Source organism: uncultured Parabacteroides sp. (genome assembly GCF_947855115.1).
In the GTDB taxonomy this organism is placed as follows: Bacteria; Bacteroidota; Bacteroidia; order Bacteroidales; family Tannerellaceae; genus Parabacteroides.
The window spans coordinates 45,295-68,491 of the sequence record NZ_CANTZW010000012.1 but is presented as its reverse complement, the minus strand read 5'-3'; the positions used below and the strand labels follow the sequence as shown (position 1 = coordinate 68,491).

General features: G+C 44.7%; 18 protein-coding genes and 2 pseudogenes. 9 read left to right on the top strand and 11 right to left on the bottom strand.

Annotation, left to right across the window (positions count from 1 at the left end; translation table 11 throughout):
* The first annotated feature begins 9 nt into the window (after positions 1–9).
* Positions 10–1,401, top strand: a complete 1,392-nt coding sequence (locus Q0110_RS09300; RefSeq protein ID WP_297905876.1) for an rRNA cytosine-C5-methyltransferase — start codon at positions 10–12, stop codon at positions 1,399–1,401.
* A 60-nt stretch (positions 1,402–1,461) separates the two neighbouring features.
* Here the strand turns inward: Q0110_RS09300 and Q0110_RS09295 are convergent, their stop codons facing one another.
* The 3 genes and pseudogenes from Q0110_RS09295 to Q0110_RS09285 form a co-directional block, all read right to left on the bottom strand.
* A complete protein-coding gene (locus Q0110_RS09295) occupies positions 1,462–2,469 on the bottom strand; it encodes a DUF4837 family protein (protein ID WP_297905875.1) in 1,008 nt (335 codons plus the stop codon).
* Positions 2,470–2,665: 196 nt separating this feature from the next.
* On the bottom strand, positions 2,666–3,349 hold the full coding sequence (locus Q0110_RS09290) for a hypothetical protein (RefSeq protein ID WP_297905874.1): 684 nt from the start codon (positions 3,347–3,349) through the stop codon (positions 2,666–2,668).
* A gap of 5 nt (positions 3,350–3,354) precedes the next feature.
* Positions 3,355–3,642: pseudogene (locus Q0110_RS09285) on the bottom strand (RNA degradosome polyphosphate kinase); the annotation flags it as partial.
* 340 nt (positions 3,643–3,982) lie between these two features.
* Between Q0110_RS09285 and Q0110_RS09280 the strand changes: the two are divergent.
* The 3 genes from Q0110_RS09280 to Q0110_RS09270 are packed head-to-tail and all read left to right on the top strand — an operon-like array spanning position 3,983 to position 7,037.
* The gene (locus Q0110_RS09280; protein WP_117475480.1) at positions 3,983–5,314 is read left to right on the top strand and encodes a site-specific integrase; all 1,332 of its coding nucleotides are present in this window, start codon (positions 3,983–3,985) and stop codon (positions 5,312–5,314) included.
* A gap of 3 nt (positions 5,315–5,317) precedes the next feature.
* Positions 5,318–6,655, top strand: coding sequence for a site-specific integrase (locus Q0110_RS09275; protein WP_297905873.1), 1,338 nt, complete (start codon positions 5,318–5,320; stop codon positions 6,653–6,655).
* A gap of 7 nt (positions 6,656–6,662) precedes the next feature.
* Positions 6,663–7,037 carry a transporter gene (locus Q0110_RS09270; protein ID WP_087424347.1) on the top strand — a complete coding sequence of 125 codons (375 nt, stop codon included), beginning with the start codon at positions 6,663–6,665 and terminating at the stop codon, positions 7,035–7,037.
* Positions 7,038–7,129: 92 nt separating this feature from the next.
* Here Q0110_RS09270 and Q0110_RS09265 read toward each other — a convergent pair whose 3' ends face one another.
* The 3 genes from Q0110_RS09265 to Q0110_RS09255 form a co-directional block, all read right to left on the bottom strand.
* A complete protein-coding gene (locus tag Q0110_RS09265; protein WP_087424337.1) occupies positions 7,130–7,432 on the bottom strand; it encodes a helix-turn-helix domain-containing protein in 303 nt (100 codons plus the stop codon).
* Between the two features lie 41 nt (positions 7,433–7,473).
* Positions 7,474–7,785 (bottom strand): helix-turn-helix domain-containing protein, encoded by a 312-nt coding sequence (locus Q0110_RS09260; RefSeq protein WP_117475479.1) that lies wholly within the window; start codon positions 7,783–7,785, stop codon positions 7,474–7,476.
* A gap of 118 nt (positions 7,786–7,903) precedes the next feature.
* Positions 7,904–8,107 (bottom strand): hypothetical protein, encoded by a 204-nt coding sequence (locus Q0110_RS09255; RefSeq protein ID WP_297905872.1) that lies wholly within the window; start codon positions 8,105–8,107, stop codon positions 7,904–7,906.
* Positions 8,108–8,328: 221 nt separating this feature from the next.
* On the opposite strand from Q0110_RS09255, the gene Q0110_RS09250 reads away from it, so the two are divergent.
* The 4 genes from Q0110_RS09250 to Q0110_RS09235 all read left to right on the top strand — a co-directional run bounded on the left by Q0110_RS09250 (position 8,329) and on the right by Q0110_RS09235 (position 10,908).
* Positions 8,329–8,769 (top strand): DUF3408 domain-containing protein, encoded by a 441-nt coding sequence (locus Q0110_RS09250; protein WP_087340050.1) that lies wholly within the window; start codon positions 8,329–8,331, stop codon positions 8,767–8,769.
* Between the two features lie 181 nt (positions 8,770–8,950).
* Positions 8,951–9,316, top strand: coding sequence for a MobC family plasmid mobilization relaxosome protein (locus Q0110_RS09245; protein ID WP_117475438.1), 366 nt, complete (start codon positions 8,951–8,953; stop codon positions 9,314–9,316).
* A gap of 9 nt (positions 9,317–9,325) precedes the next feature.
* Positions 9,326–10,264, top strand: coding sequence for a relaxase/mobilization nuclease domain-containing protein (locus Q0110_RS09240; RefSeq protein ID WP_117475437.1), 939 nt, complete (start codon positions 9,326–9,328; stop codon positions 10,262–10,264).
* A gap of 2 nt (positions 10,265–10,266) precedes the next feature.
* Positions 10,267–10,908: a hypothetical protein gene (locus Q0110_RS09235; RefSeq protein ID WP_117475436.1), complete on the top strand. Its 642-nt coding sequence runs from the start codon at positions 10,267–10,269 to the stop codon at positions 10,906–10,908.
* Positions 10,909–10,989: 81 nt separating this feature from the next.
* Here Q0110_RS09235 and Q0110_RS09230 read toward each other — a convergent pair whose 3' ends face one another.
* The 5 genes and pseudogenes from Q0110_RS09230 to ppk1 all read right to left on the bottom strand — a co-directional run.
* Complete coding sequence (locus tag Q0110_RS09230) at positions 10,990–11,691, bottom strand: macro domain-containing protein (RefSeq protein WP_117475478.1); 702 nt, start codon at positions 11,689–11,691, stop codon at positions 10,990–10,992.
* Between the two features lie 10 nt (positions 11,692–11,701).
* The gene (locus Q0110_RS09225) at positions 11,702–16,156 is read right to left on the bottom strand and encodes a DarT ssDNA thymidine ADP-ribosyltransferase family protein (protein WP_117475435.1); all 4,455 of its coding nucleotides are present in this window, start codon (positions 16,154–16,156) and stop codon (positions 11,702–11,704) included.
* A 1-nt stretch (position 16,157) separates the two neighbouring features.
* The gene (locus tag Q0110_RS09220) at positions 16,158–20,354 is read right to left on the bottom strand and encodes an AAA domain-containing protein (protein WP_117475434.1); all 4,197 of its coding nucleotides are present in this window, start codon (positions 20,352–20,354) and stop codon (positions 16,158–16,160) included.
* 2 nt (positions 20,355–20,356) lie between these two features.
* The gene (locus tag Q0110_RS09215) at positions 20,357–20,572 is read right to left on the bottom strand and encodes a helix-turn-helix transcriptional regulator (protein WP_087424345.1); all 216 of its coding nucleotides are present in this window, start codon (positions 20,570–20,572) and stop codon (positions 20,357–20,359) included.
* Between the two features lie 266 nt (positions 20,573–20,838).
* Positions 20,839–22,638, bottom strand: a pseudogene (ppk1, locus tag Q0110_RS09210) (polyphosphate kinase 1); the annotation flags it as partial.
* A gap of 58 nt (positions 22,639–22,696) precedes the next feature.
* Here ppk1 and Q0110_RS09205 point away from each other — a divergent pair.
* The gene (locus tag Q0110_RS09205; protein WP_297905871.1) at positions 22,697–23,197 is read left to right on the top strand and encodes a metallophosphoesterase family protein; all 501 of its coding nucleotides are present in this window, start codon (positions 22,697–22,699) and stop codon (positions 23,195–23,197) included.

The window sequence follows — 23,197 nt, the reverse complement described above, 5'->3', positions numbered from 1 at the left end:
AGAATAATCATGGCACTTCCTACAGATTTTGTTATTCGTACACGAGCTTTGCTTGGCGAGGAGTTTGATCGCTTAGAGGCCGCGTTAAAGGCAGATGTTCCCGTAAGTATCCGTATCAACCCGATGAAGAGAACACCTGCTCCCAAAGCAGGAGCTCCGGTCGCATGGTGCGAGAGCGGTTATTATTTGCCGGAACGATTGTCTTTCACCTTCGATCCTTTATTCCATGCCGGAGCCTATTACGTGCAGGAAGCGTCTTCCATGTTTCTGGAACAAGCGATCAAGGCGTATGTGAAAGAGCCGGTACGTTGTCTGGATTTATGCGCCGCCCCAGGTGGCAAGTCCACGCATCTGGCCAGCTTATTGCCAGAAGGTAGTTCGTTAGTTTGCAACGAGGTAATCCGTAGCCGGAGCTATGTGTTGGCCGAGAATATCGCTAAATGGGGCCGCCCGGACACGATCGTTATCAATAATGACCCGGAGGAGATCGGCGAGGCATTGCCTCATCAGTTCGACGTGATCGTCACCGACGTACCTTGTTCCGGAGAAGGCATGTTCCGGAAAGACACAGATAGCACAGGCGAATGGAGTATAGATAACGTGCGGTTATGCGCCTCCCGCCAACGGCGCATCATCCATGATATATGGAACGCCTTAAAGCCCGGAGGTATCTTGGTCTACAGCACCTGCACCTATAATACGGAGGAAGACGAAGAGAATATTCATTATATTATAGAGGAGCTGGGGGCCGAGGCCTTGCCTATTCCTATCCAAGAGGAATGGCAAATCAGCGGCGCTCTCCGATTTGAGCATCCGGTTTATCGCTTCTTCCCGCATAAGACACGGGGCGAAGGCTTCTTCCTCGCTGCCCTCCGGAAAGCGGAAGGCGAGATCGAGGAAATACGTGTCAAGGCCAAAGGGAAAAAAGAGCGGGTAAAAGCCACTCCTTCCATCCCGCAGGAGGCCCGTCTGTTCCTTGCGGATGAAACTTTATTTTCTCTCGAATGGAACGGCAGTTTCCTTCGAGCGTATCCTAAAGCCCATTCGGATCTATTTTCACTCATCAATACCAAGCCTTTACGGGTACTTTCCTCCGGTATCTGCCTAGGCGAAGCGAAAGGGAAAGACTTTATCCCGTCTCAAGAACTAGCTCTAAACACCGCCTTACGTCCTAATGCTTTTCCATCCGTGGAGCTGGAATGGGAAGACGCTATTAAATTCTTGAAGAAAGAGGCACTCGTCTTACCCTCCGGTACAGATAAAGGATATGTATTGGTACGCTACCAAGGGCTTCCGTTAGGTTTCGTAAAGAACCTTGGTAATCGGGCCAATAACCTGTACCCGCAAGAGTGGCGTATACGGACGGGATATATCCCGGAGGAAATCCGGTTGTTTCAATAAATCCAATATCCGTAGCTGCAAAGATAACACTTACCGGCCTTCATGCTTTTAGTAAAATAATCAGTATCCAGTAAACCGAAGCGTAAACAAGGCGGCTTCCATCCGACGGATCAAATTCGCCTTTAGAGACTCCGGTGCATAGACGAAGCCTTCCACCACGATCACCCGTTGTCTTTCCTTGTCGAGCAGGGCATGGCTGACGAACGGGCCACCCATCTTATCTCCTTCCATACGCCAGAGACCACGTAATACGCCGCGGTATTCGCCGCGATAGGTGATCGGTTCGTAAGAGAGCTCAAAGCGCTTCTCGGTCTTCATATAAGAATTAGGGAAAGAGCCCGGTACGTTCCGCTTTACCACAGAATCACGCATGGCGACCAGATAATCCTCGGTAAACGTCTCTTGAGCCGTATAAGGAAAGCTATATACCAAGATATCAGTCCGTCCCCGATTCGCATTATTCGAACCCCAAAAGAAATCGGTCGTATCTTTACTCGCCGACATATCTTCCGGTACGAACAACGAGATTCCGAACCGAGACTTCAATTTCTCATCGATCCAACTACTATGACTCTTCGAGAGCCCGGTTATCCAACGCTCTCTTTCCACTCGATTGAAATGATTAACCAATCGCCCTTCATTTAATAAAAGGAATTCGGTCAAGGCAGCGGTAGTCGGAGCATACAGGGTCACCACATTCTGGCCACCGGCCCATTCGTCGAGACTCTCTTTAGTTCCGGCTTTCGTATACCGGTTCGGATCTACGGATACGATCAAGATATTTCGTACATATCGCAACAAACCGGAAAAGCCCGATGGTTCCGAATACGTGATACGCATGGATGCTTCCGCTTGAGGCAAAGCCGGAACCGGTGCTCGCAATTGTTCTTGCAGCAACTCCCCTACCTCGCCGTTCCAAACGTCTCGATCCATTACGACAACCACCTCGAAAGGCCATCCGGTAGCCCGCCGAAGCGAGGCCATCGGAGAGGACGAAATCCAATCACAAGCGGAAAGCCCCACCATTAGGCTAAGGCTGATCCATAGTAGTACAGTTTGTGTTCTCATAGCATTCCTGATTATTCGTTCTTAAAAATTAAATCACACACCGCAAAAGTACAGGAAGGATCGTAAAGAGGGAAGAAATGATACCGGACAAAACATACGGACAACAAACAACTAGTAATCAGCCTTATAATCCACAAAAAGGAGGTAAATAGAGGATCTTGCCGGACAATCGCGACAAATAAAATAGCTTCAAGCGTTATAACAAACGAACATAAGCATCCAAATCAGTCTTCTCATCCACCCCCAGACGCTTTTTTAAACGGCCTTTCGATTTGGTTAACGCATCCGGAGTATTGTTAAACACGGCTAACTGTTCTTTCCGGGAGAAATTCCATTTAATCAAGCAACATATTTCCTGCTCATGGCGGGTAATGCCATATTTACTTCTCAAATCGGTCAAGAAGTTATTAAACAGAAGATCCGTCATACTGATGATCTCAGACCATTCCTCTTTGCTTGGGTTCATATGAAGGGGGTCATTCTTAAGGGCACAGATTAGTTTGGGTACATCTATACCCGCTTTCCCGGACATGTTATCCAGCGAGTTATTATCGCCGGAAAGAATGCGGATATCTTGTTCCAACTGTTCCATCTTCTGCCGATAAGCCGTCAGTTCCAGCTCGATCCGGTCATAAGCCTCCGAACGAATGGCCAGAGAATCCCGTTCCCGCTCCAAGCATACGACTTGCTCTTGATAGGAGGCCAATTGTTGTTTATAACGATAGATATTCGCTTTATTCTGCCGGATACGAGAGCGGACATATTCATTTCTCGCCTTAATACGCCCCGTACGCACTCCCAACAAAAAACTAAATACCACCGCCACGATCAAGGCCAAGCAGCCCGCCCCCCAATCGACAAATCCCCATAACTCCCCCATCTTCGTTATCGTACGGATTTATTTTTCAGATAATCATAGATCGCCAATTGCGAACGAACCTTTACCGGATTGTCGTCTCTCTTGAAATTATTACGTAGCTCACCATCCAGATAACAAGCTTTCACGTTATCGCTTAGCTGGATATTCAAGATATCGATTATCTCCTTCTTTATGTCCGGATCAAGGATCGGGAAAGCCGTCTCGATCCGCCGATTCAAATTACGGCGCATCCAATCCGCCGAGGTAAGGAAAAGCTCCTCCTGTCCGTCATTCAGAAAATACCAAACCCGTGAAAAAAGAAAGAAGCATCAAAGCAAGGAAGATAGGTTTAGAGAAAGACAAACGCAAAGCGTTGTAAATAAGCGGTTTTTCTATTGTTTGCCATTACAGCCAAACAGCAGGGAAAGGCAGGATAATGCAAGGCTTCCGCTACCAAGTCATTACCTGTTCCGCTACCTGCCTGAAGCCTGAAAAACAGCGTTTCTAATGCTTGTAAACAAGCATTATACGTGCGGAAGGGGCTTCAAATCCGCAGATTTAGCAGCGTCCGTTCCGTTTGCGCCGTTCTGCCCCGTTTCCAATTCTGTCGGTCGGCAATGTATCACTAATATTGCAACCAAAAAAGTTATGGCAATGAAGACAGAAATGAAAGTGCTGCTCTACATCAAGCGTAGCGGACAGGACAAGGACGGGCTGTCGCCCCTCATGGGCAGGATAGCCGTCAGGGGTAAGAACAACTCTATCGCGCAGTTCTCCTGCAAGTTCAAGGTGGACGTGAGGCTGTGGAACGCCACGGCTCAACGGTGTACGGGCAAGAGCAGGATGGCGGTCATGGCAAACCGGGAGATTGAACGCACGCTATTGTTGTTGCGCCAGCGTTTCAACGAACTTAAAGACATCAAGGAGGTTGTTTCGGCAGAGGAAGTGAAGAACGCCTACCAAGGGCTGGCGGAATCGCAGGACACCATCATGAAGCTGTTTGCGGAGCATAATGAGGAATATGCCTTGCGCGTGGGCGTAAACCGTTCCGCAACCAGCTATTACCATTACACGAATACTTACCGCCACCTCGCCACCTTCCTGAAAGACAAGTACCACCTTTCAGACATGCCAGTCAAGCAGTTAGACGAGAATTTCATCGAGGATTTCGACATGTACATGCGCACCGTCAAGCGGTTTATGCCCAAGACCATACTCGGACATGTAAACCGCCTGAAAAGCGTGATGATGCTTGCCGTGTTCCGTGGCATTATCCCGTTCAGCCCGTTCAAAGGCTACAGACCACAAAAGCCGGAGTTCAAGCAGATGTACCTTACGGAAGAGGAACTGGGCAAGTTCGCCAACATGACTTATGATACGCCCAACCGCAATTTCACGAGGGACATGTTCCTGTTCTCATGTTGGACGGGCATTTGTTACTGCGACATGAGGGCGTTGACGGAGAAGAACCTTGTAAAAGCCGAGGACGGAAGCCTGTGGATTCATACCGAACGGCAGAAGACCGGAACGCCCGAATGTGTAAGGCTGATGGAAATACCGCTCGCCATATTGGAGAAATACAAGGGCATGGATGCCGACGGGAAATTGCTGCCCATGCTTACGAAAGAAAGCATGAACCGCCACCTCAAAAAGATGTCGGTGATGTGCGGCATCAACCGTCCGATTTCATTCCATCAGGCACGTCATACATTCGGCAGCATAATTTGTTTATCGCAAGGAATACCCATCGAAACGGTAAGCAAAATCATGGGGCACAAGCATATCAAAACCACACAGCGGTATGCGAAAGTCACGCAGGACAAGATTGACCGTGACGTGGACAGGCTGAATGAAGCCATCGGCGGCAAGTTCTCCCTGTTCGGGATTGATGCATCCCCTTCCACGATACGCAAGGACAACACCCGGCGCAGGGTAAATCCGAGTTGGAAACAAAGGGCTATTGTCAAACAAATGATGGAGGGATAAGCCATGCGCAGCACGTTCAAGCTATTATTTTACATCAACCGACAGAAGTTGAAGAAGAACGGCAAATGCCCTGTCATGGGACGTATTACCCTTGACGGCAAGGTCAGCCAGTATTCTACAGGGTTGGAAGTCGAGCCTGCGTATTGGGAAGCCGACACGGGCAGGGCTTCCATCGACTGGCGCAAGGAAAGCCTTGACTGCGAGAAGAAAAAGGAACTGGTCAGGCTAAACGATGCCCTGTCCGCACTGGAAGCCAAAGCCCATGCCGCCTACAAGGAGAATGTGGACAGATACGGCTTCGTGTCGGCTGAAATCATCAAGAACGCCGTGACGGGCAAGTCGCAGGTGAAGGAAACCCTGCTTGCGCTAATGGACGAACATAACGAAGAATATGCCAAGCGTGTGGGCATTGACAGGACAAGGCACAGCTATGTCCGCTATCTGACCACACGCAAGCACATTCACAATTTTATGAAGTACAAGTACAACATGGAGGACATGCCGTTGCGCTCGCTGACCATGCGTTTCATGACCGACTTCACGTTTTACCTTTCCACCGTGCTGAGATTGAAAGTGTCGGCATACAACGACTATCTCATCCTGCTGCACAAGATGACGCGGCTCGCCTTGAAGAAGCATATTCTCAAACGCGACCCTTTCGCGGGACACAAGATAGAGAAGGTTCCGGTGAACCACCGCTACCTGACGGGTGAGCAGTTTGAGAAGCTGTTGAAAGCCAAGCTGCCCACATACCGACTTTGTCATACGAGGGACTTGTTCGTCTTTTCGACTTTCACGGGCATCGGGAGGGCGGATTTAGCGAATTTGACGGAGGACAACATCATCACGAAGGAGGACGGTAGCAAGTGGATTCACATCGCCCGTCAGAAGACCAAGGCAGAGTGCCATATCAAATTGTTGGACATACCCTTGCGCATCATTGAGAAGTATCGCGGAGAAGGCAAGGACGGCAAACTGTTTTATGTGCCAATCACCGGAAACCTCAACCGCAGCCTGAAAATGATTGCCGAACAATGTGGCTTGGACTGCCATCTTACCTACTATCAAAGCCGTCACTCCTTCGCAACCCTGATTTGCCTGAACAACGGCGTGCCGATAGAAAGTATCAGCAAGATGATGGGGCATTCCTCCATCCGCACCACGCAAATCTATGCGGAAATCACCAACCAGAAGGTGAGCCGTGACTTGGCTGTATTGTCCGAGACCACCAAAGGCAAGTTCTCCCTGCCTGATGACGGGATGCCATCGCGTGTGTTCAAATGCGGCAATTACAGCGGCTGGAAAAAGGAATGTAAACGGAATTCAGACAATGAAAAATGATGCGGACATGGAAAGAGGAATAATCACAATCAATGAAAACGGGGCGGTCACGATGCCGACCGCTCCCGTTTGGATGACGCAGCAGGAAATGTCCGATGCGTTCAATGTGTTCGGCTATCACATTCGTAAGGCTGTACACACTATCTACAAAAACATGGAATTGCTGGAAAGCGAAACGAAGCGGTACATCAGGCAGGACAATGGGATTAATTATGATGTTTACAGCCTTGAAATGGTGATTGCCGTTTCCTTTAAGTTGAGAAGTAGGGAGAGTATGGCTTTCCGGCGGTTCATCATGGGAAAACTCTGTTCTTTCAATAGGGGAGATTCCATCCATTTGTTCTTTTCGCTATCCGATACCCATCCACGATACACGTGTTAGAATGAAGCGAAACGACCTTCCTGTAAAGAGAAAACCGATGGCCGGGCAGTTATCTGCCGCCATCGGCTTTCTCTGTTTTTGCATGTGTCTAATCACGTATCCAAGCGGTAGGCGTTCCGATACCCGCTCATCACCATTCTTTCTATGTCCGATTCCTTGTACAGAATCTTGCCGCCCAACTGGTAGTAGGATACCATCCCGTTGTTGCGGTAGTCCTGCAAGGTACGGCGGCTCACCTTGAGCCATGCCGACACTTCCTTGTCCGTCAGGAACTGTTCGTTACTTGGCGAAGCCTTATGGCTCGCATCCATTCTTTCGATGCCTTCAAGCAGGGCATCCAGTTGTCCGATGAAGCCGACCTCCAGTTCACGGTCGGCAAGAATCAAGTCGTTCATAATTTACAGTGGATTTAGTGGTTGTACATTGTGTTGTCTGATTAGATGCTACAGCCACGATAGGCTGCATCCTTACGTCTGTCCTCCACGAGCCGGACGATGCGCAGCACATCCTCCGGCTTGTAGAAAATCTTGTGCCCTATCTGCGAGTAAGCCAGCGTACCGTTGTCGCGGAGCGTCTGCAAAGTTCGCGGACTGATGCGCAACTGTTGGCAGACTTCTTGGTTGTCCATCCAACGGCTGAGCCGTTTTCCCTCCCTTTTGTGGAGGATTTCATTCACCCGGTCGGACAGGCGGTTGAGCTTGCCGACCATTTCTTCATACTTGCTTTTTGAAATGATTACTACTTCCATACTCATTATATTTACTAATTGTTCTTCTTTTTGCCTGCAAAGTAAAGCCGTTGTCCGCTTGAAACAATGGATTTGCAATGAGGTGGCAGCTTGTGGCAGCAAGTGGTCGGGAGTGGCGTTATCCACCGAACACGTAACGGCTGTTCCAAGCGTCCGTGGTGCAAAGAAAAGCGAAGTCCGGCATAATCCAACCGCTTTGCACCTGCGTGGCAGCATTTGGCGTCGGTGTGGTAGCCTGTGGCGTTCTTCGGATTCCTATACTTCTTGAAAGGAGCTTCATCTGTTTCACGCCAAGCCATGTCCTTAAATCTGTTCCAACCATTCCAATTAAGCCCTTAAAAATCCTAATGCCATTTCTCGCACAATGGCAAAACGATGCAGCACGCACCGTTCCGACAATGCGTAAAGTGCAAAACCAAACATTGTTGCCACAGTCCGCCCATTCGTTTGACAGCCTGCAATACAGCCATTTCCTTTGCAACTGATAATCGGTCAAATGTGCGCACAACGACCAACATTGTTAAACACTAAATTCAAACAAGTATGAAGAAGAACGTAAGCAGCCAGAGTATGGATGCAACATTGCAGGATTTTTTAGGCAACAAGCCGAGTATGGAAACACCGAAGCCCGAGCCCCAGCCTGCCGACACAAAGGAACAGCCGGAAAAGGCAAGCGAGGTTGTACAGGAAAAGTTAAGTGAAGCCGTACCGGAACAGACGGATGAAACTCCGCAGGTGGTACGCCGCATCAGCGGCAAGCAACGCCGGGCATCGTTGGAGGAATACAAGGAAGCCTTTCTCACCGTTCCGACCATCGAAGACCGCAAGCCCGTGTTCCTCAGCCGCAGTACGCGCGATGCCCTCGACCGTATCGTACGCATGTTCGGCGAGCGGCGGATGAGCGTGTCTGGACTGGTGGAGAACATCGCCCGGCAGCACCTTGCCACCTACGGGGAGGACATCGAGGCATGGCGTAAACTCTGAGAATTAAGAAGTGGATTGACGGGGCGCAATTCAGAGTTACCCTGAACCTGTCCAACGGAGTTTTGAGGGGAGCAAGTTTGTGTTTCGGGCATACCGAAACCGCCTGCTCCCACTCATGAACTCCGTGGAAGCTACATCCCGTTAGTCTATTATGTATGCACACTTTAATCATTAGGAATCAATGGAACAGAAACGAAAAACTGGCAACAGGAACAAGGGAGGCCGCCCCAAGAAGGGAGCGGCAGACAAACTAAAATACCGCCTAACGGTGAAGATGGCGACATCGGACTACTATACGCTGAAAGGCAAGGCGCGGAACGCAGGCATATCCGCCGGGGAGTTCCTGCGTCGTTGCATGAAGGACGGGCAGGTGAAGGAGCGGCTTACGCCGGAGCATACGGATTACGTCCGCCAGCTCTGCGGCATGGCGAACAACCTGAACCAGCTTGCGCACAAGGCTAACGCCGCAGGATTCGTCACGGTGAGGATGGAGTGCCGAATACTCGTGGCACGGATTGAAGAGCTGTTGAATTTAATCCTCTCATGACAGCCGGATATGATAGCTAAAATTGTCAAAGGAAGCAGTTTCAAGGGTGTGGTAAATTACATTCTTGACAGGGAAAAGGATGCTAAAATCCTCGTCTGTGATGGCTTGTTTGCCGAGAATAAGGACACGATAGCCATGAGCTTTGAAGCGCAATCGAAAGTGAATCCAAAGGTGACGAAGCCTGTCGGACACATCTCTTTGGCTTTCCATAAGGAGGATGAACACCGCCTGACCGACCGTGCAATGGCAGGGATAGCTTTGGAATACCTGAAGGAAATGGGAATAACCGACACGCAGGTTCTCATCGTGCGCCACTTCGACAAGGAGCATCCGCATGTGCATATAGCGTTCAATCGCATTGCCAACAACGGCAGGACAATCAGCGACCGCAACGAGCGGATACGCAGCGCACGCATCTGCAAGGAGCTGACAAGAAAGTATGGTCTTTATTTCGCCAACGGCAAAGAGCAAGTGAAACACCACCGCCTGAAAGAGCCGGACAAGACTAAGTACGAACTTTACTCCATCCTTAAATCGGAGGTATCAAGGTGCGGAAACTGGAACATACTTGCCACAAATCTGAAGAAACAAGGCGTGGGTATGCGGTTCAAATACAAAAGCAAATCGGACGAGGTACAGGGTGTAGTTTTCACCATGAACGGCTATTCGTTCAGCGGCTCCAAGATTGATAGGCGGTTCAGCTATTCCAAGATAGATGCGGCACTGGAACGTAACAGGCATACTGAGCGAAAGGAAATGCAACGGCCTTCGCGTAATGAAGAACAACCCACGTTTCATCCTGAGTCAAGGGGTAACGATGATTTGTACAACGGCTCAATAGGCTTGTTTATGTCAAATGCTACTGACAGTCAATCGGAAGAAAACTATTTTGAAGAACAGTTAAAACGCAGGAACAAGAAAAAGAAACAACGTAAAATAAGATTCTAAATATGGATAATAATGAAGTTTATGCGCTCTTTGAGGACATCAAGAATAACCTCAAGGGCATCAACGGGAAATTGGAGAATACTTCCAAAGTAGCAAACGAGCAATCAAGCATACCCCCTCCGGCGGTGAACTTGAAACCCATAAAAGAACTGTTTGACAGTTCTGCAAAAGAACATCAGGCACAGACGAAGGCTATGTTGACGAAGTTTGGGGAGGCAGAAGTTCACGCATCGAATAGGATTCTGCACTTGTTGCGAGACTTGAAAGAATCGTTTGCCCGAAGTTCGGAAGAACGGGAGGACAGGCCTCAAGAACATATCCACCGCCACAGTTTTGACATTCGATCGAGCAAGGTGTTTTCTCTTTTGGTCGGCATGGGTATCGTGTGCAGCCTCTCCGTCTGGGGCAACATCGAGTTATGGAAATCCAAGCGTCAGTATGCGGATGATGCGTTGAAGTTCCGGGTCATCCGCTCGTGGGGAGGCTGCAATGCCAATCATATCCTATGGCTGAACGACGTGTTCGACATCCACCGTAACGAGGAAGCCATTGAATGGATACGACAAGAATCTGACGGCTATGACAGAAACTTAAAAGTGGTTTCTGACAGCCTAATGCAGGAAAAGTTGAAAAATGTACATTAAATGATTTTTTAACCAAGTCGAAATGATGCATATTGTTATGGTGCATATTTCGACTTGGCTTTTCATGTATGGAGCTTTTGTTTATCTATCGGCAAATAAAACAAGCTGTTTTTGGAAGCCCATTACAACTTTAAAACAACGCTCCATAGTCTTGATACCAATACCTGGATATGATATAAGGGAGATCATAGACTTAAGATTATCACAACGAAGCGCGTTATCGATAATGTCTATCTGTTTTTTCTGTCGAATTTGAGTCACTTTCTTTAATTCATTAGATGGAATGGAAAACCATTTTTCTTTAAATGTCTCAAATAAATCATCTGAAGCCATTGGATCGTAGTCGTAAATCTCAATAGGAATATTGCATTGTGACAAATAATTAATCATAAGTGCTCGAACTACATCTTTATCGAGCCCACCGTTGTGTGTTCCCAACATTGGGAATGCAACGGATGTAATACCACATTTATCGTATGTGTCAACAAATTTTTTCAGTCCTTGTTCTATATACTCTATTTTGCTTGGATACTTCCAATGGAATTTTGTCGGGAAGTTCAACACCCATGGGTCGGTTTCATCACCTTTATAAAGCCACAGTTTACCAATACTGATAAGATGCCGCTTGCAATAATCGTGGTAAATGTCAAACATCTGCGGATAGCGCAGTTTGTAAACCAGCGCAATGCCTTTTCCCATCACGCCCACGCAATTGACCGTATTGACAACGGTCTGTGCTTTTGTATTGAAGATGTTTCCTCTTACTATCGTTATGTTGTTCATGTCGTTTATGTTAAATGTTTTGATATACGAGCCATTCTTTTGTTCTTGCTTTCGGGTCAACGAAAAAGATATTGAACGGAATGTCTGTCTTCTTCCATGCTATAGTTCCCTTTAAGCGTAGTTCGTTTGTTGTGTCATAGATAACTTCGCAAGCAGACAAGTCGAACTCCACTTCAGACATTTTCTCGCTTGTGATGTTGAAATAGTATTCATCCTCAAAGTCTGTTGACAGACGAACGTTGTCTTCTGATGACGAAAGATTAAGTCTGCGGTTTTCTCTCTCAAAAAGCCTCTCATCACCGTATTCCACAATCTTCTCAGAGATTGGATCATCTGCAAAGATTTGTTTCAATAGCCTCGCATAAGAATTGTCGTAGCAGATAATTTGAAGAGACTTGATTTCGCTAAAGTCAAATTCCGACATAACAAGGAATTCTTGCTGAGAGTACCTCATTACTTTACTCATCTCGTTCAAATGAACCTCACGATTATACCTGCTGTATCTGTTAGGCTTGGCTGCTCTGTAAGCGTCTTCCATTGTGCTATATAGATATTCAATTCCTAACGCTTCAGGTCTATCAATGATTTTGTATACATTCGGATTGTCCGACTGCATATTCCTATCGCTGTAATAACATTGCTCAGGCATCTTTGCCAAGACCTCATCCATATCGAACTTGAAGAATACAGGTACGGGGCATTTAGGCAGTCCTAACCCGACAGCTTTGGGATATTTACTTTTCCATTCACCTCTCCAGTTATAATAACCCAATTGTGAATCAGCACCCAACGCCTCGTTGTAATACTGCGTAGGAGTACAAGGACGGAAATAGAAACGGGCGAACTTGTGTGCCTTGCTGCTGCGGAATACGACCGAACCAGCAGAGTCATATTTCAGCAATCCCAATTCCTCGGCACGGTCTCGACTGAGAATCTTTCGACTACGAATAACATCTATTGCATTGTAGAAATGCGTGAAGTGATAGATGCACGGATTACTGCGATACCCCTTAATTCTGTCGGTAAATGTAACAATACTGCGATGGTTGGCAAAGATGTTTTCAAAATCAGGAATGTCTTCTTGAAATTTTATATTCCGCATCAATTCTGGCCAGAACCATTTGTCCTCGTACTTGCGAACCAGTTCCTCTGTAAACTTTATTTTCTGTGACTGAGAAACAAATCTCCAATTGAGCCGATTGGCAAACTCCTGCAACATTTCAGTCGCAACATCCACACCAAGACGTTTATTGAAGTCGTCCCATGAAATAGCATCCTTGTATTTCTTCAAGAAATCAACTGTTGCTATAGAAAGAAGCGCAGGACAACGATTAACAAACACATTCCAGTTAATTTTATCCTTGAATGTATCAATGACATCGCTTGTAAGTTTCTTGCTTCCAGAAACTGAATTCCAGTCTATTTCATAATCATGCTCGGCAAGATAAGTCAGCAAATCAACAGACGGCACAAAGATGTCGAGAGTTGACAGGTAATACCAATCCCAATCTTTTTCCTTGTGGCTGAGAACTACATCAAACGATAAACCTTCGCGATGTGCAAAGGAATGCCAATTCCAAGGTTTGTCTTCATGCTTGTCGATATATTCAAACGAAAAGTTTATGCTTTCGTTCTGCACCAAAGCATTCCAATCCCATTGCTTTTTCTTGTCGTATCGTTCAATTACTTTTTCTGTTAGTTCAATGTCTGTACGATATGACAACTTGCCAAAGTCCAACAAATCGGCAAACAAGTTGAAGTAATAGTTTCTGCCTTCCTGAGCGGATATCCATGTTGCGTGTTCAGATATGTATTTCCAATCCCATTCTTTTTTCAGTAAGAACAGTTTGGGTAGTTTCAAGATGTTTGGCTGTTTTGTCAGTTTGTTGAAATCCCACTGATAACCATCATTGTTTAGCATGTCTTCGTATATGCGCAGCCACAAACTTTGTGTTTTGTTTGCACCAGTCTTTGAGAAAAGCCTGTTTGCTGCGGCAGATGCAGAGAACTCAGCCCACCGCACATTCTCTGTATGTTGCTCAATATATTCTTTTGCAGGGAAATCAGCCATCTCATACATGTGAGCATAATCCCAGCGATATTGTTCATCGTTGTATTCCTCAACGAGCGAAATGAGTTCTTTTGCAGGGAACTTGCTGGTTATTACAGGCCAGATTTCTTTCGTCAAGTTCTGTTCAGAAATTACCTCGGCATAGGTTTCCAGGAACTTGTCTGCTAACAATTCTTTGCCAGTAATACGATTGGCAAAAACAGTATGATTCCACTTGTCAGCATACTTGTTTATATTCGATTTAATGTCTGCAACAGGCAGATTTGCTGTTAGATATTCCCAATCCAACATTTCATGCCATGCCACTTTATCCAATGTTGCCAAGTCAACAGATTGACAAATACTTTCTGTAAATAGAGTTTTGTTCCATCCTTCTGAATAACTATTAAGGATGGTTTCTGTAGAAAGATTTGCAATCAGTCGTTTCTGAATATCCAACGATGTAGCCAGCAATTGACCGACCCTTGTTTTTGCTGACAACGAAAGGAACAATTCTTCCAACATTGCAGTATCGCAACACATGATAATTGTCGCGGCATCCACTACATTCCAATGCGAGGTGATGAAAGCGAGGTTGTGGCAAATTGCTGGATTCTGTGACAATGCAATCTTATTCCATTGGAAATTCGGGTTGTTGTCAACAATTGCTAAATCTGTTATACGGCGAGAAACCCAACTGTAACCTTGCGGAGTTGTTACTTTGTCGCTGTATTTCCGGAAGAAGTTCGCATCCCAAACCAAGTTCGGGTTACACTCAAAACCTGACTGATATGTAGTTGATGGCCAAGAAATCAACCCACACGATTCAAAGAAATCAATAATTTCGTCAGTCCAAACAAAACCAAGACTGTTGGCATTGAATCGCAGAGGAAGTTCTGAGGCCCTGATACTGTCTTTCAGCGGTTGCGATGTTGCATAAAGGTTGGCAAGTTCATTGTCAGCAAAAATGCGCTGCACAAGTATCTGCATATTGATATGCGGATACAAGACAGCGATATTAGAGACAATAAAGTCAATAGGATATTCAGTCACTACAAATTGCCAATCCCAACGGGCATCGGGATTTGTTACTATGTATTGACGTTGCGTGTCATCCAGTTTTTTTGTGATATCGGTAAGGTCGAACGGAATGTCGCCAAGATGTCGCGTAATGAAGTCCATATCAATAATAGATAGAACGTCATCCCAATTCCATTGGTTATCGTCTTTCCCCTCTGGGAATGAATGCTCGACGAGGAATTTCTGTATCAACTCCTTCTCTACGGGAGTACGGGCAAACAGCGTGTACTTATCCCACGGATAATCCTTTGAATGGGTGAAAATATATCGGCTGTCAAGCCTGAGTGTCAATGCTCCCCAGTCCAAGTCTTGAATGTGGTCAGGGATTATATTTTTCAAAACTTCCACATCACAATACTTTGACAAAGAATGCCAACGATCAGCATCACATTGTGAAATTATAAGCTGAAGTAATTGTGGGTCAGTCCAAACTAATCTAGAATCTTCTATCAGTCGGTCAACCTCGATAATATCTTCAAATGGCTGCAAAACCTTGTAGTCCAGAACGACATCTGGATTGTTGACAAGGCGATAGTACAGGCATTGTTCCACTTTACGTTCTTTTGCATCAACATTAACTTCAAGTTCAAACAGAGCATTCAACACTGGACAGCTATTGCCAGCCGAAATGAAATTCAGTAAATATTTGCCTTCTGTCTCGTAAAGTTCAATATCCAGTTTGATTGGCTTTACACCTAAATAATTGATGAACTCGGCTTTGTAAACACAGATTCCTTCTGGAACTTGCAACTTCAAGTTATTTACCAACACATCGTCTGTTTCGCTGTTGATAACTTCACACAAACAATCTTCGTAATTGAGTGTTTTGGCATTGTCAAGCGAAAGAGACAAACCTAATTCAGAATGGAACGGATAAAGCGATACGATACCGCCATCAGCTGCTTTCAAACGGTCAAATTCCAATGCGTTTGTTTGTGCTGTAAAGAATTTGTATTTCTCTTTGTTCTGCAAACAAACCTTGCCTAAAGCCGTCAGGGTTACGAGACCATTTTCTTTGTCAACGTCTATTATTCCCCAATTTTGTACCGAATTCAGGAACTTATGGAACAGATTGTTTTCTGCCTCATCATAATACATTCCGTTTTCTGGTTGCGCTTCTACATCAAAACCGAGAGTCCGTCCAAGAGCGACGCATTCAAGTTGTGTATTCTCACTTTCCAAAAGCAATTCACCGACAAGTACGTCTAATGGCTCCAGCCTGTGAACAGTGTAGTATTCAACTGTGCAAGAACGCGTTTTCAGAAGAAGTGAACACAATTGACGGTCTTCTTCAATAGAACGATATATCAAATTGTTGTATGTCTGATTTTCCATATTAATCGGCTACATTAAAAAGATGCTGTAAATAAATACCATACCATAGACCTGTTCCACAAACGTGGATTTGCTTGATATTAAATTTTTCCATAAGCAGAAGATACATCGGTAATCCCATGCGCTGGGTGAGCATATCGTCAATGGCATCGCCTGTCATTTGTTGTTCCCAACGTACCAAATCGCCGACGGTGTTGAACATCTCCAGCAATTTTACTGTGAGATTTTCTATTTTATCTGCAATTTGTTCGTAGTTGAGAATGCAATCATGTTGTTGTGCATTTTTTTTCTTTCCTGTCGCATGAGTTATGGCTGAACCAACGCTGACACAGAATGTATCTTCGCTGGTTTGCATAGTTGTATTCATGTTCTTGGTGAATGTCACCATTCTTTCTTTCAGCATCTGATCGCTCTTCTTAAAAGCATCGACTAAAAGCGTAGTTGGTGAAACATCTTTTGTTAGGATATTACGCAAGGCCGTTGTGCCGAGGTTAATACTGTATGAACCTTCTAATTCGCCTTGATTGAATACACTGACTTCGGTAGAACCACCACCTTGGTCAACCATCACTGAATGTCTTGACTTTTGTATTTCCAACTTGTAACGTGATGATATGCCGTAGGCAAACATTGTTGCCACAGATTCCTCTTTCTTCGACAATATGCATACATTTATTCCTGCTTCACGACGAATGCATTCTATTACCTCATCACGATTCTTTGCAGTACGATAGGCAGCCGTGGCAACAGTGTAAACCACATCTACCCCTTCAGAATGCATTTTCTGTTTCATTCTCTTGATTACAGGAAGAACCCTTCCTCTAAAGTATTCCATATTCATTATGTTTTGGCTGTCCAAACCTTTACCTGCTTCAGGTTTGGCAGCATCACGAATGAAATTGTTGAAATCGAATCGTGTTGCAGTCCTGATTGTTTCCTCGTCTCTGCCAATAAGCAGTTTCACCGCTTTTGTTGACAACTCAAGGACTGCGAAATGCGGATTTTCAATGGGTTGCCCGTCTGGTGTAAGCCATGTTTCTTTTATACGCAGATTCTTGTCTGTTTCTGTGTTGATGTCACGAGTGTTCAGGTTTACAGAACGTTGTATAGGCATTGGTACTTTGACAATCTTCGCCATACGTTCTTGCTTCGGTTTGCGAACATTCCATTCTATAATCCTGCCATTAGGATTGTTTTTTACCTCATCGAATACATTCTTGTAAATGGCTTGCCCTTGTGAGTTAGTGTAATTGCTAAAATGTTCACCGTTGCCAACGATGATAAGCAGTCTCTTTGCTCGTGACAAAGCCACGTTAAGACGATTTGGTGATTTGGCAAAACCGTATTCTTTTTGTGCCGGGAACCCTACATTTGGGAATTTGTTGTAGTCTGGTTTTTGTCCCCATTTCTGCGCAATGGAGTTGCTTCTTACCAACGAAACGATGATGATGTTGCGCTCCATTCCCTGGAATCGGTCAACAGAACTCATCTTTATACTGAGTCCTTTCTTTATTTCTTTATCCACTATTTCTTTCAATCGTTTCAACTGACTGCCATAGAATGTAATCAGTCCGATTTCTCGGTCTTCATTAGTAGGCAGAGATTCCTGATAACTGCGGAAACTCTCTGACTTTGAAAACTGCGACAACACCCACTCTATGGCTTCTACCTCGCCTCTATTTGCTCGTGATGTTCCGTCTCGAACTTCTGGAGAAGATGTGTTTATCCAAATTACGTGATTGTTTGGCGAAATGAGATTAGGAATATCAATGCCGTGTTCCCGGCTTTCGTTGGCTACACCACATTTTAGTCCACCGTCATCAATATAGAACTGCTCAATGACACGATTAATGTCATTGTGCATACGATACTGTGTGTCGAAAGTACCACGTAGAGATGAATCAATTTGTCGGAAGAGTCTTTCAAAATGCGACTTTTCCATAATGTCGAAATTCTTTCTTACATATGACTCTAATTGTGTTATCTGGTCATGTTCTTCCCTGCTGTCGGCTTTCAACCTTTGCATGTGCAGTTTGAATAAGATGTCTTCCCTGTCAAGATTAGGTGGCAACTGACGATGGTCGCCAATAATCACGGCCTTCTCGCCATATACAAGAGGAAGAGACAATTCAGCTGGAGTCGCTTTGCTAGCTTCGTCTTGAATAACCGTGTTGAAACGCAAGAATACAGGATAACCGTTTTTCTCTGTCTCGCCAAAGATTGCACGAAAACGTTTGATGAAACGTGAATCTCTGTGTTTTCCTTTTGCTTCTGTGGAAGAGTAGTTGGTATCGGAAATAGAACTACAAGTAGCTCCTATGACATTGCAATGGCTGACGTATTCCTGATATACTTCCTTTCGCCATTCGGACGGTAAATCCGTGAGAAAATCAAACCACAAGTGCTTCAAGTCTTCTCGTTGCAAGTGAAGTTGTGAACGTTTGTAGATGTTCTTCATCCATCTGTTTAATACAAGTTCCTGCGGATTAAACGACTTGTATTCGTCTGTATCTATGGCAACAGCATTGTCCTCTGTGTCAATATCTGACATTTCGATTCCTGCCCACTTCTTCATCTCCACTTGTGAGTACGCAAAACCTTCGGCAGAAAATTTGTCACCAGCAGCTACACGAATTGGTTTAACAATATTATGAACTGAGAATTTTACTCTATCTAAAGCATTGTCAACAGCAAGATTAGCTTCCGATGTAAGCAATATTCTGCTATCCGGCTTTTGCTGAACCAATTGCCAAATCAATTCTGCAATGGCTGTTGACTTGCCTGTGCCCGGAGGACCTTGAATAATGGCAAGATCTTTGGCTTCAACCGCTTTTGCAATCGCTCGAATTTGAGATTCGTTAAGGGATTCGTTGAGTTGGCATTTTCTTATTTGTTCAATTCGTTTTTTTATAACTTCATTTTCTAATTTGGTGGCCTTTGAAGCGTCAAACAGATAGGAAGCAAGTTGAGGATTGACCAAATCTTCTGGATGCTCAGTGATTCTGTCGAACGAATCTCTAAGACGATTGACTTTTTCTATTTCACCAGTCATATCGTCCATGTCGGGAATAACAGCAGTGATGCAATCATTCTCAGCCATTTCCTTTATCTTACCGCAATCTTCTGGCAAAAGATTGAACGCAACATTTGGATAATCAATCTTGCAGAGTTTGCCAAGTTTGTATTCAGCTTCTCCGTCCTTGACGATGAAACTTTGTCCATAAAGACTACCGAAGCGGAGTCCTTCTTTGTCTAACAATGTTTCGTTGTCGAAAGTCAATAGAAAGCGGTCTGCTCCATCTTGTGGATAATTAATCTCGTAAATAAATCTTGCTGGATCATAAGCTATTTGTTCTTCTTCTGTTGAGTCTGGAACTCCATTGCGAATACCATTTAATGCATAGCCGAGTTCTTCCTTCAAGTCTTCCAGTGCAGTACGATTTTCATATGGAACAGTAACAATCATCAAATTGTTGCTGAGTTCAAAGAAATCCAATTGCGAATAGTAGTTTTGAAGTCGTGTTTTAATAATTTCTCTTGAAGTGTCATCTGCATACTTAATTTGTATTTCAACAGTAGGATTAGGATGAACGGAAATATACATATTGCTACAAGACTCAACAAAGTCTTGCATATTTGAACATAAATCAACGTCGGTTTCAAAATAGTAGAAACCAGGTAACTGATTATGCCGAATGACTTCTGTGCTAAAAAGCCTTCTTACCTCACTTTTGAAATTGTCAAAGTGGATTTGTGAATCTATTTGAGCAATCAATTTGTTGCCTTTAGGATTCAAACAGGCAGAGCCTTTCTTAAGCGGAATTGCCAACTGCATATATTTCAGCATATAGTGCTGAATATTTGTCAGTACCATCCATATAGAACGCAAACTCGTATTTTCGTCCGACAGATTGGCTATATCTTTCTTAACTTGCTTAATTTGATGCTTGCGCTCAATACGCTTTCTTATTTTCATTGTCAAGCTAATCTTTCCGTCAGGTTTAATTTCAGATACAGCGCATCGTATCTCATCCCCAATAGATAAAACTCTGGCAACATCGCCGTATTCTACTTTCGGAACAATTTGTGAAAAGTAAATAAGTCCATTTTGAGAGGGACTTATTTCTACGAAAGCACCAAAATCTTTTATATTGATAACTTTTGCTTTTTCAATTATATCACCTATTGTGTATTCCATAATTATTTTGTATTATATGGTTCAAGTAAATCATCCAACTTTACATCCAATAGTTTTGCTATTTCTATAAGTTGATCAAGCGAGGGTTGAGTTTTATTAGTTGACCAACGGGATATGGTCATTTCGGACTTACCAAGTTGTTCTGCAAGCCATCTGTTTTTGATTTGCTTTTCAGCCAATACAACTCTTAGCCGATTTGGATGAAATATTTTTGTCATACAAATATACGCATTTAACTTCACTGTACAAAAATACTCATTTTACATCAATTTTATGCTTTCTTCAGTCTATTTTTTATTGCCGCTACAAATTATTTTCAAGTAAATGCAGATAATTCAACGATAAAATTATACCTTTGCAATTAGTTGATTGACTTATTGAGAACAAGCAGAATGGTGAAGCTTGATGGTTTCTAAACCATTACCTATTCTCTTTTCATCTGATGATAACTTGTTGATTTACAACTATATTTTGTTTAGTGCAACATTTGGGAATGCTCCAAAAACATATCCACGATACGAGTAATCCGGATATTGGCGCTATAAGGTTGATCCGGAACCAGGCAACAAATACCCCGGACAATCAAATCAATCTCTACCCCCGCCTCGCTAGCGCGATAAAGCTCATCAATCATACGCTGGTCGTGCAGGCCGTTCATCTTTAATATAATCCGTCCTTTCCTGCCTTCCCGCGCATGCTCGATCTCCCGCTGGATCATACGAGTCAATTCCGAGACCATATTGAAGCGCGCCACTAGCAAATGACGGAAAGTAGGCTCACTCATACGTCCTTCCAAAACGGCGAATACTTTATTGATATCCGTAATAATCTCCGCGTTCGAAGTCAATAACGCCATATCCGAATAGACCTTTGCCGTCTTCTCATTGAAGTTCCCGGTACTCAAATAGGCGAAATCACGCCGTTTAAATCCCTCGGACGTATCCTTTCGAAGAATAACCGCGACCTTCGCGTGAACCTTCAGCCCCGGTATACTATAAATGATACGGATACCGGCTTGCTCCATACGCTCTGCCGTACTCATGTTATTCTCCTCGTCGAAGCGAGCTTTCAATTCTACGAATACCGTCACTTTCTTTCCATTCTGGGCCGCGCTGACCAATGTATTAATCACAGCCGAATTCTCAGCCACCCGGTACTGGGTGATCTTGATCTCATCAACCTTCGGATCAAAAGCGGCCTCCATCAAGAAACGGATCAGGTAATCGAACGACTCATAAGGGAAATGCAACAAGATATCCCGCTTCTTCACGGCCTTGAATACCGATCCTGTCTCATCGAGGAAAGGCACACGCATCGGCACCGGCGGATGTTGTTCCAAATGCTTTCCTGCCGGGTTGGGCAACTTCATCAAATCTTGCAAATTATTATACCGCCCGCCTAATACCAAATCTTCCGATGTGATACCAAAGGCATCGCAGACAAAAGACAGAAAATCATCCGGCATCGCCTGATCATACATAAAACGGCTCAAGGCCCCGATCTTGCGTTTTTTCACCTTCTTGCGGATGTTCTCCACGATATTCGCCCGGCTCTCATCATCCAGGAAAATATCAGCATCCCGGGAAATCTTGATGCTAAAGCAACCATCTATGACATAGCCGGGAAAGACATTCTGTAAATTTGCCCGGATAATATCATCGATAAACATGATATAGTATTTCCCGTCGTGCCGGGGCAACTCAATAAAACGGGGAACTTTCGCGTAAGGGATCTTCATCAACGCATAATAATACTCGGGAACGAAGCCCGGCTCGCTCATCCGTTTACTCCGCTTGATCATACGGATCACAAGGTAAAGCCGACGATCCCGGATGAAGGTACGTATATCACCAGCTTGAATCATGACAGGAGACAGGAATGGGAAAACCTCCTCGTTAAAGAAATTATGGACAAACTCCTCATGGAAAGGTTCCGGCTTCTCGTCTTGATATAAGTAAATATTCTGGCGATTCAGTTCCGGCAATATTTTCTCCGAGAAGATACGGTAATAATCCCGTTGCTGGCGATTAACCTCCCGCGTAATCGCAGCCAAGGTTTCTTCCGCCTCTGCCGCGCTCTCTTCCGAGTAATTCTTTTTCATGATTACCCCGCGGTGCTCAGCGACCCGGATCTCATAAAATTCCTCCAGATTCGAGGAATAAATAGAAAGGAACTTAATACGCTCATAGATAGGCAACGTATCATCTTCCGCTTCCAACAAGACACGGTAGTTAAACGACAACCAGCTTAAGTCTCGCTTGAAATATTGATATGAATTCTCCATAATATTCTTATCTTAGGCGTGTAAATATAGATACTTTCAAGCAATAAAAGAAATTGTTATGATTAAAGTTGGATTGCTATCAGATACCCATGCGTACTGGGATGATAAGTACGCCGAATATTTTAATGACCGCGATGAAATCTGGCATGCGGGCGATATAGGTTCCGATCTTCTGGCCGCTAAATTCGAGGCTTTGAAACCTTTCAGGGCCGTATACGGAAATATAGACGGACAAGCCCTCCGTTTGCAATATCCTAAAGTCGCACATTTCAAGGTAGAAGACGTGAACGTCATGATGACTCATATCGGAGGTTATCCGGGCCGTTACAATCCTGAGATACGCAAAGAATTATACGATACACGGCCGGATTTATTTATCTCCGGGCATTCGCATATCCTGAAAGTCATGTTCGACCGGGGCTTGAACTGTCTGCATATGAACCCGGGAGCCGCCGGAAAAAGTGGCTTTCATCAAGTACGTACCTTATTACGTTTTGTCATAGAAGGAAAGGCTATCAAAGATTTAGAGGTTATAGAGCTTGGTCACCGGGCATTATAA

Coding starts and splice junctions, on each gene's coding strand:
- Q0110_RS09240 (WP_117475437.1), top strand. CDS start 9,326: ATGATAGCTAAAATTGTCAAAGGAAGCAGTTTCAAGGGTGTGGTAAAT.
- Q0110_RS09245 (WP_117475438.1), top strand. CDS start 8,951: ATGGAACAGAAACGAAAAACTGGCAACAGGAACAAGGGAGGCCGCCCC.
- Q0110_RS09270 (WP_087424347.1), top strand. CDS start 6,663: ATGGAAAGAGGAATAATCACAATCAATGAAAACGGGGCGGTCACGATG.
- Q0110_RS09220 (WP_117475434.1), bottom strand. CDS start 20,354: ATGGAATACACAATAGGTGATATAATTGAAAAAGCAAAAGTTATCAAT.
- Q0110_RS09235 (WP_117475436.1), top strand. CDS start 10,267: ATGGATAATAATGAAGTTTATGCGCTCTTTGAGGACATCAAGAATAAC.
- Q0110_RS09215 (WP_087424345.1), bottom strand. CDS start 20,572: ATGACAAAAATATTTCATCCAAATCGGCTAAGAGTTGTATTGGCTGAA.
- Q0110_RS09255 (WP_297905872.1), bottom strand. CDS start 8,107: ATGGTTGGAACAGATTTAAGGACATGGCTTGGCGTGAAACAGATGAAG.
- Q0110_RS09230 (WP_117475478.1), bottom strand. CDS start 11,691: ATGAACAACATAACGATAGTAAGAGGAAACATCTTCAATACAAAAGCA.
- Q0110_RS09250 (WP_087340050.1), top strand. CDS start 8,329: ATGAAGAAGAACGTAAGCAGCCAGAGTATGGATGCAACATTGCAGGAT.
- Q0110_RS09205 (WP_297905871.1), top strand. CDS start 22,697: ATGATTAAAGTTGGATTGCTATCAGATACCCATGCGTACTGGGATGAT.
- Q0110_RS09280 (WP_117475480.1), top strand. CDS start 3,983: ATGAAGACAGAAATGAAAGTGCTGCTCTACATCAAGCGTAGCGGACAG.
- Q0110_RS09265 (WP_087424337.1), bottom strand. CDS start 7,432: ATGAACGACTTGATTCTTGCCGACCGTGAACTGGAGGTCGGCTTCATC.
- Q0110_RS09275 (WP_297905873.1), top strand. CDS start 5,318: ATGCGCAGCACGTTCAAGCTATTATTTTACATCAACCGACAGAAGTTG.
- Q0110_RS09290 (WP_297905874.1), bottom strand. CDS start 3,349: ATGGGGGAGTTATGGGGATTTGTCGATTGGGGGGCGGGCTGCTTGGCC.
- Q0110_RS09295 (WP_297905875.1), bottom strand. CDS start 2,469: ATGAGAACACAAACTGTACTACTATGGATCAGCCTTAGCCTAATGGTG.
- Q0110_RS09300 (WP_297905876.1), top strand. CDS start 10: ATGGCACTTCCTACAGATTTTGTTATTCGTACACGAGCTTTGCTTGGC.
- Q0110_RS09225 (WP_117475435.1), bottom strand. CDS start 16,156: ATGGAAAATCAGACATACAACAATTTGATATATCGTTCTATTGAAGAA.
- Q0110_RS09260 (WP_117475479.1), bottom strand. CDS start 7,785: ATGGAAGTAGTAATCATTTCAAAAAGCAAGTATGAAGAAATGGTCGGC.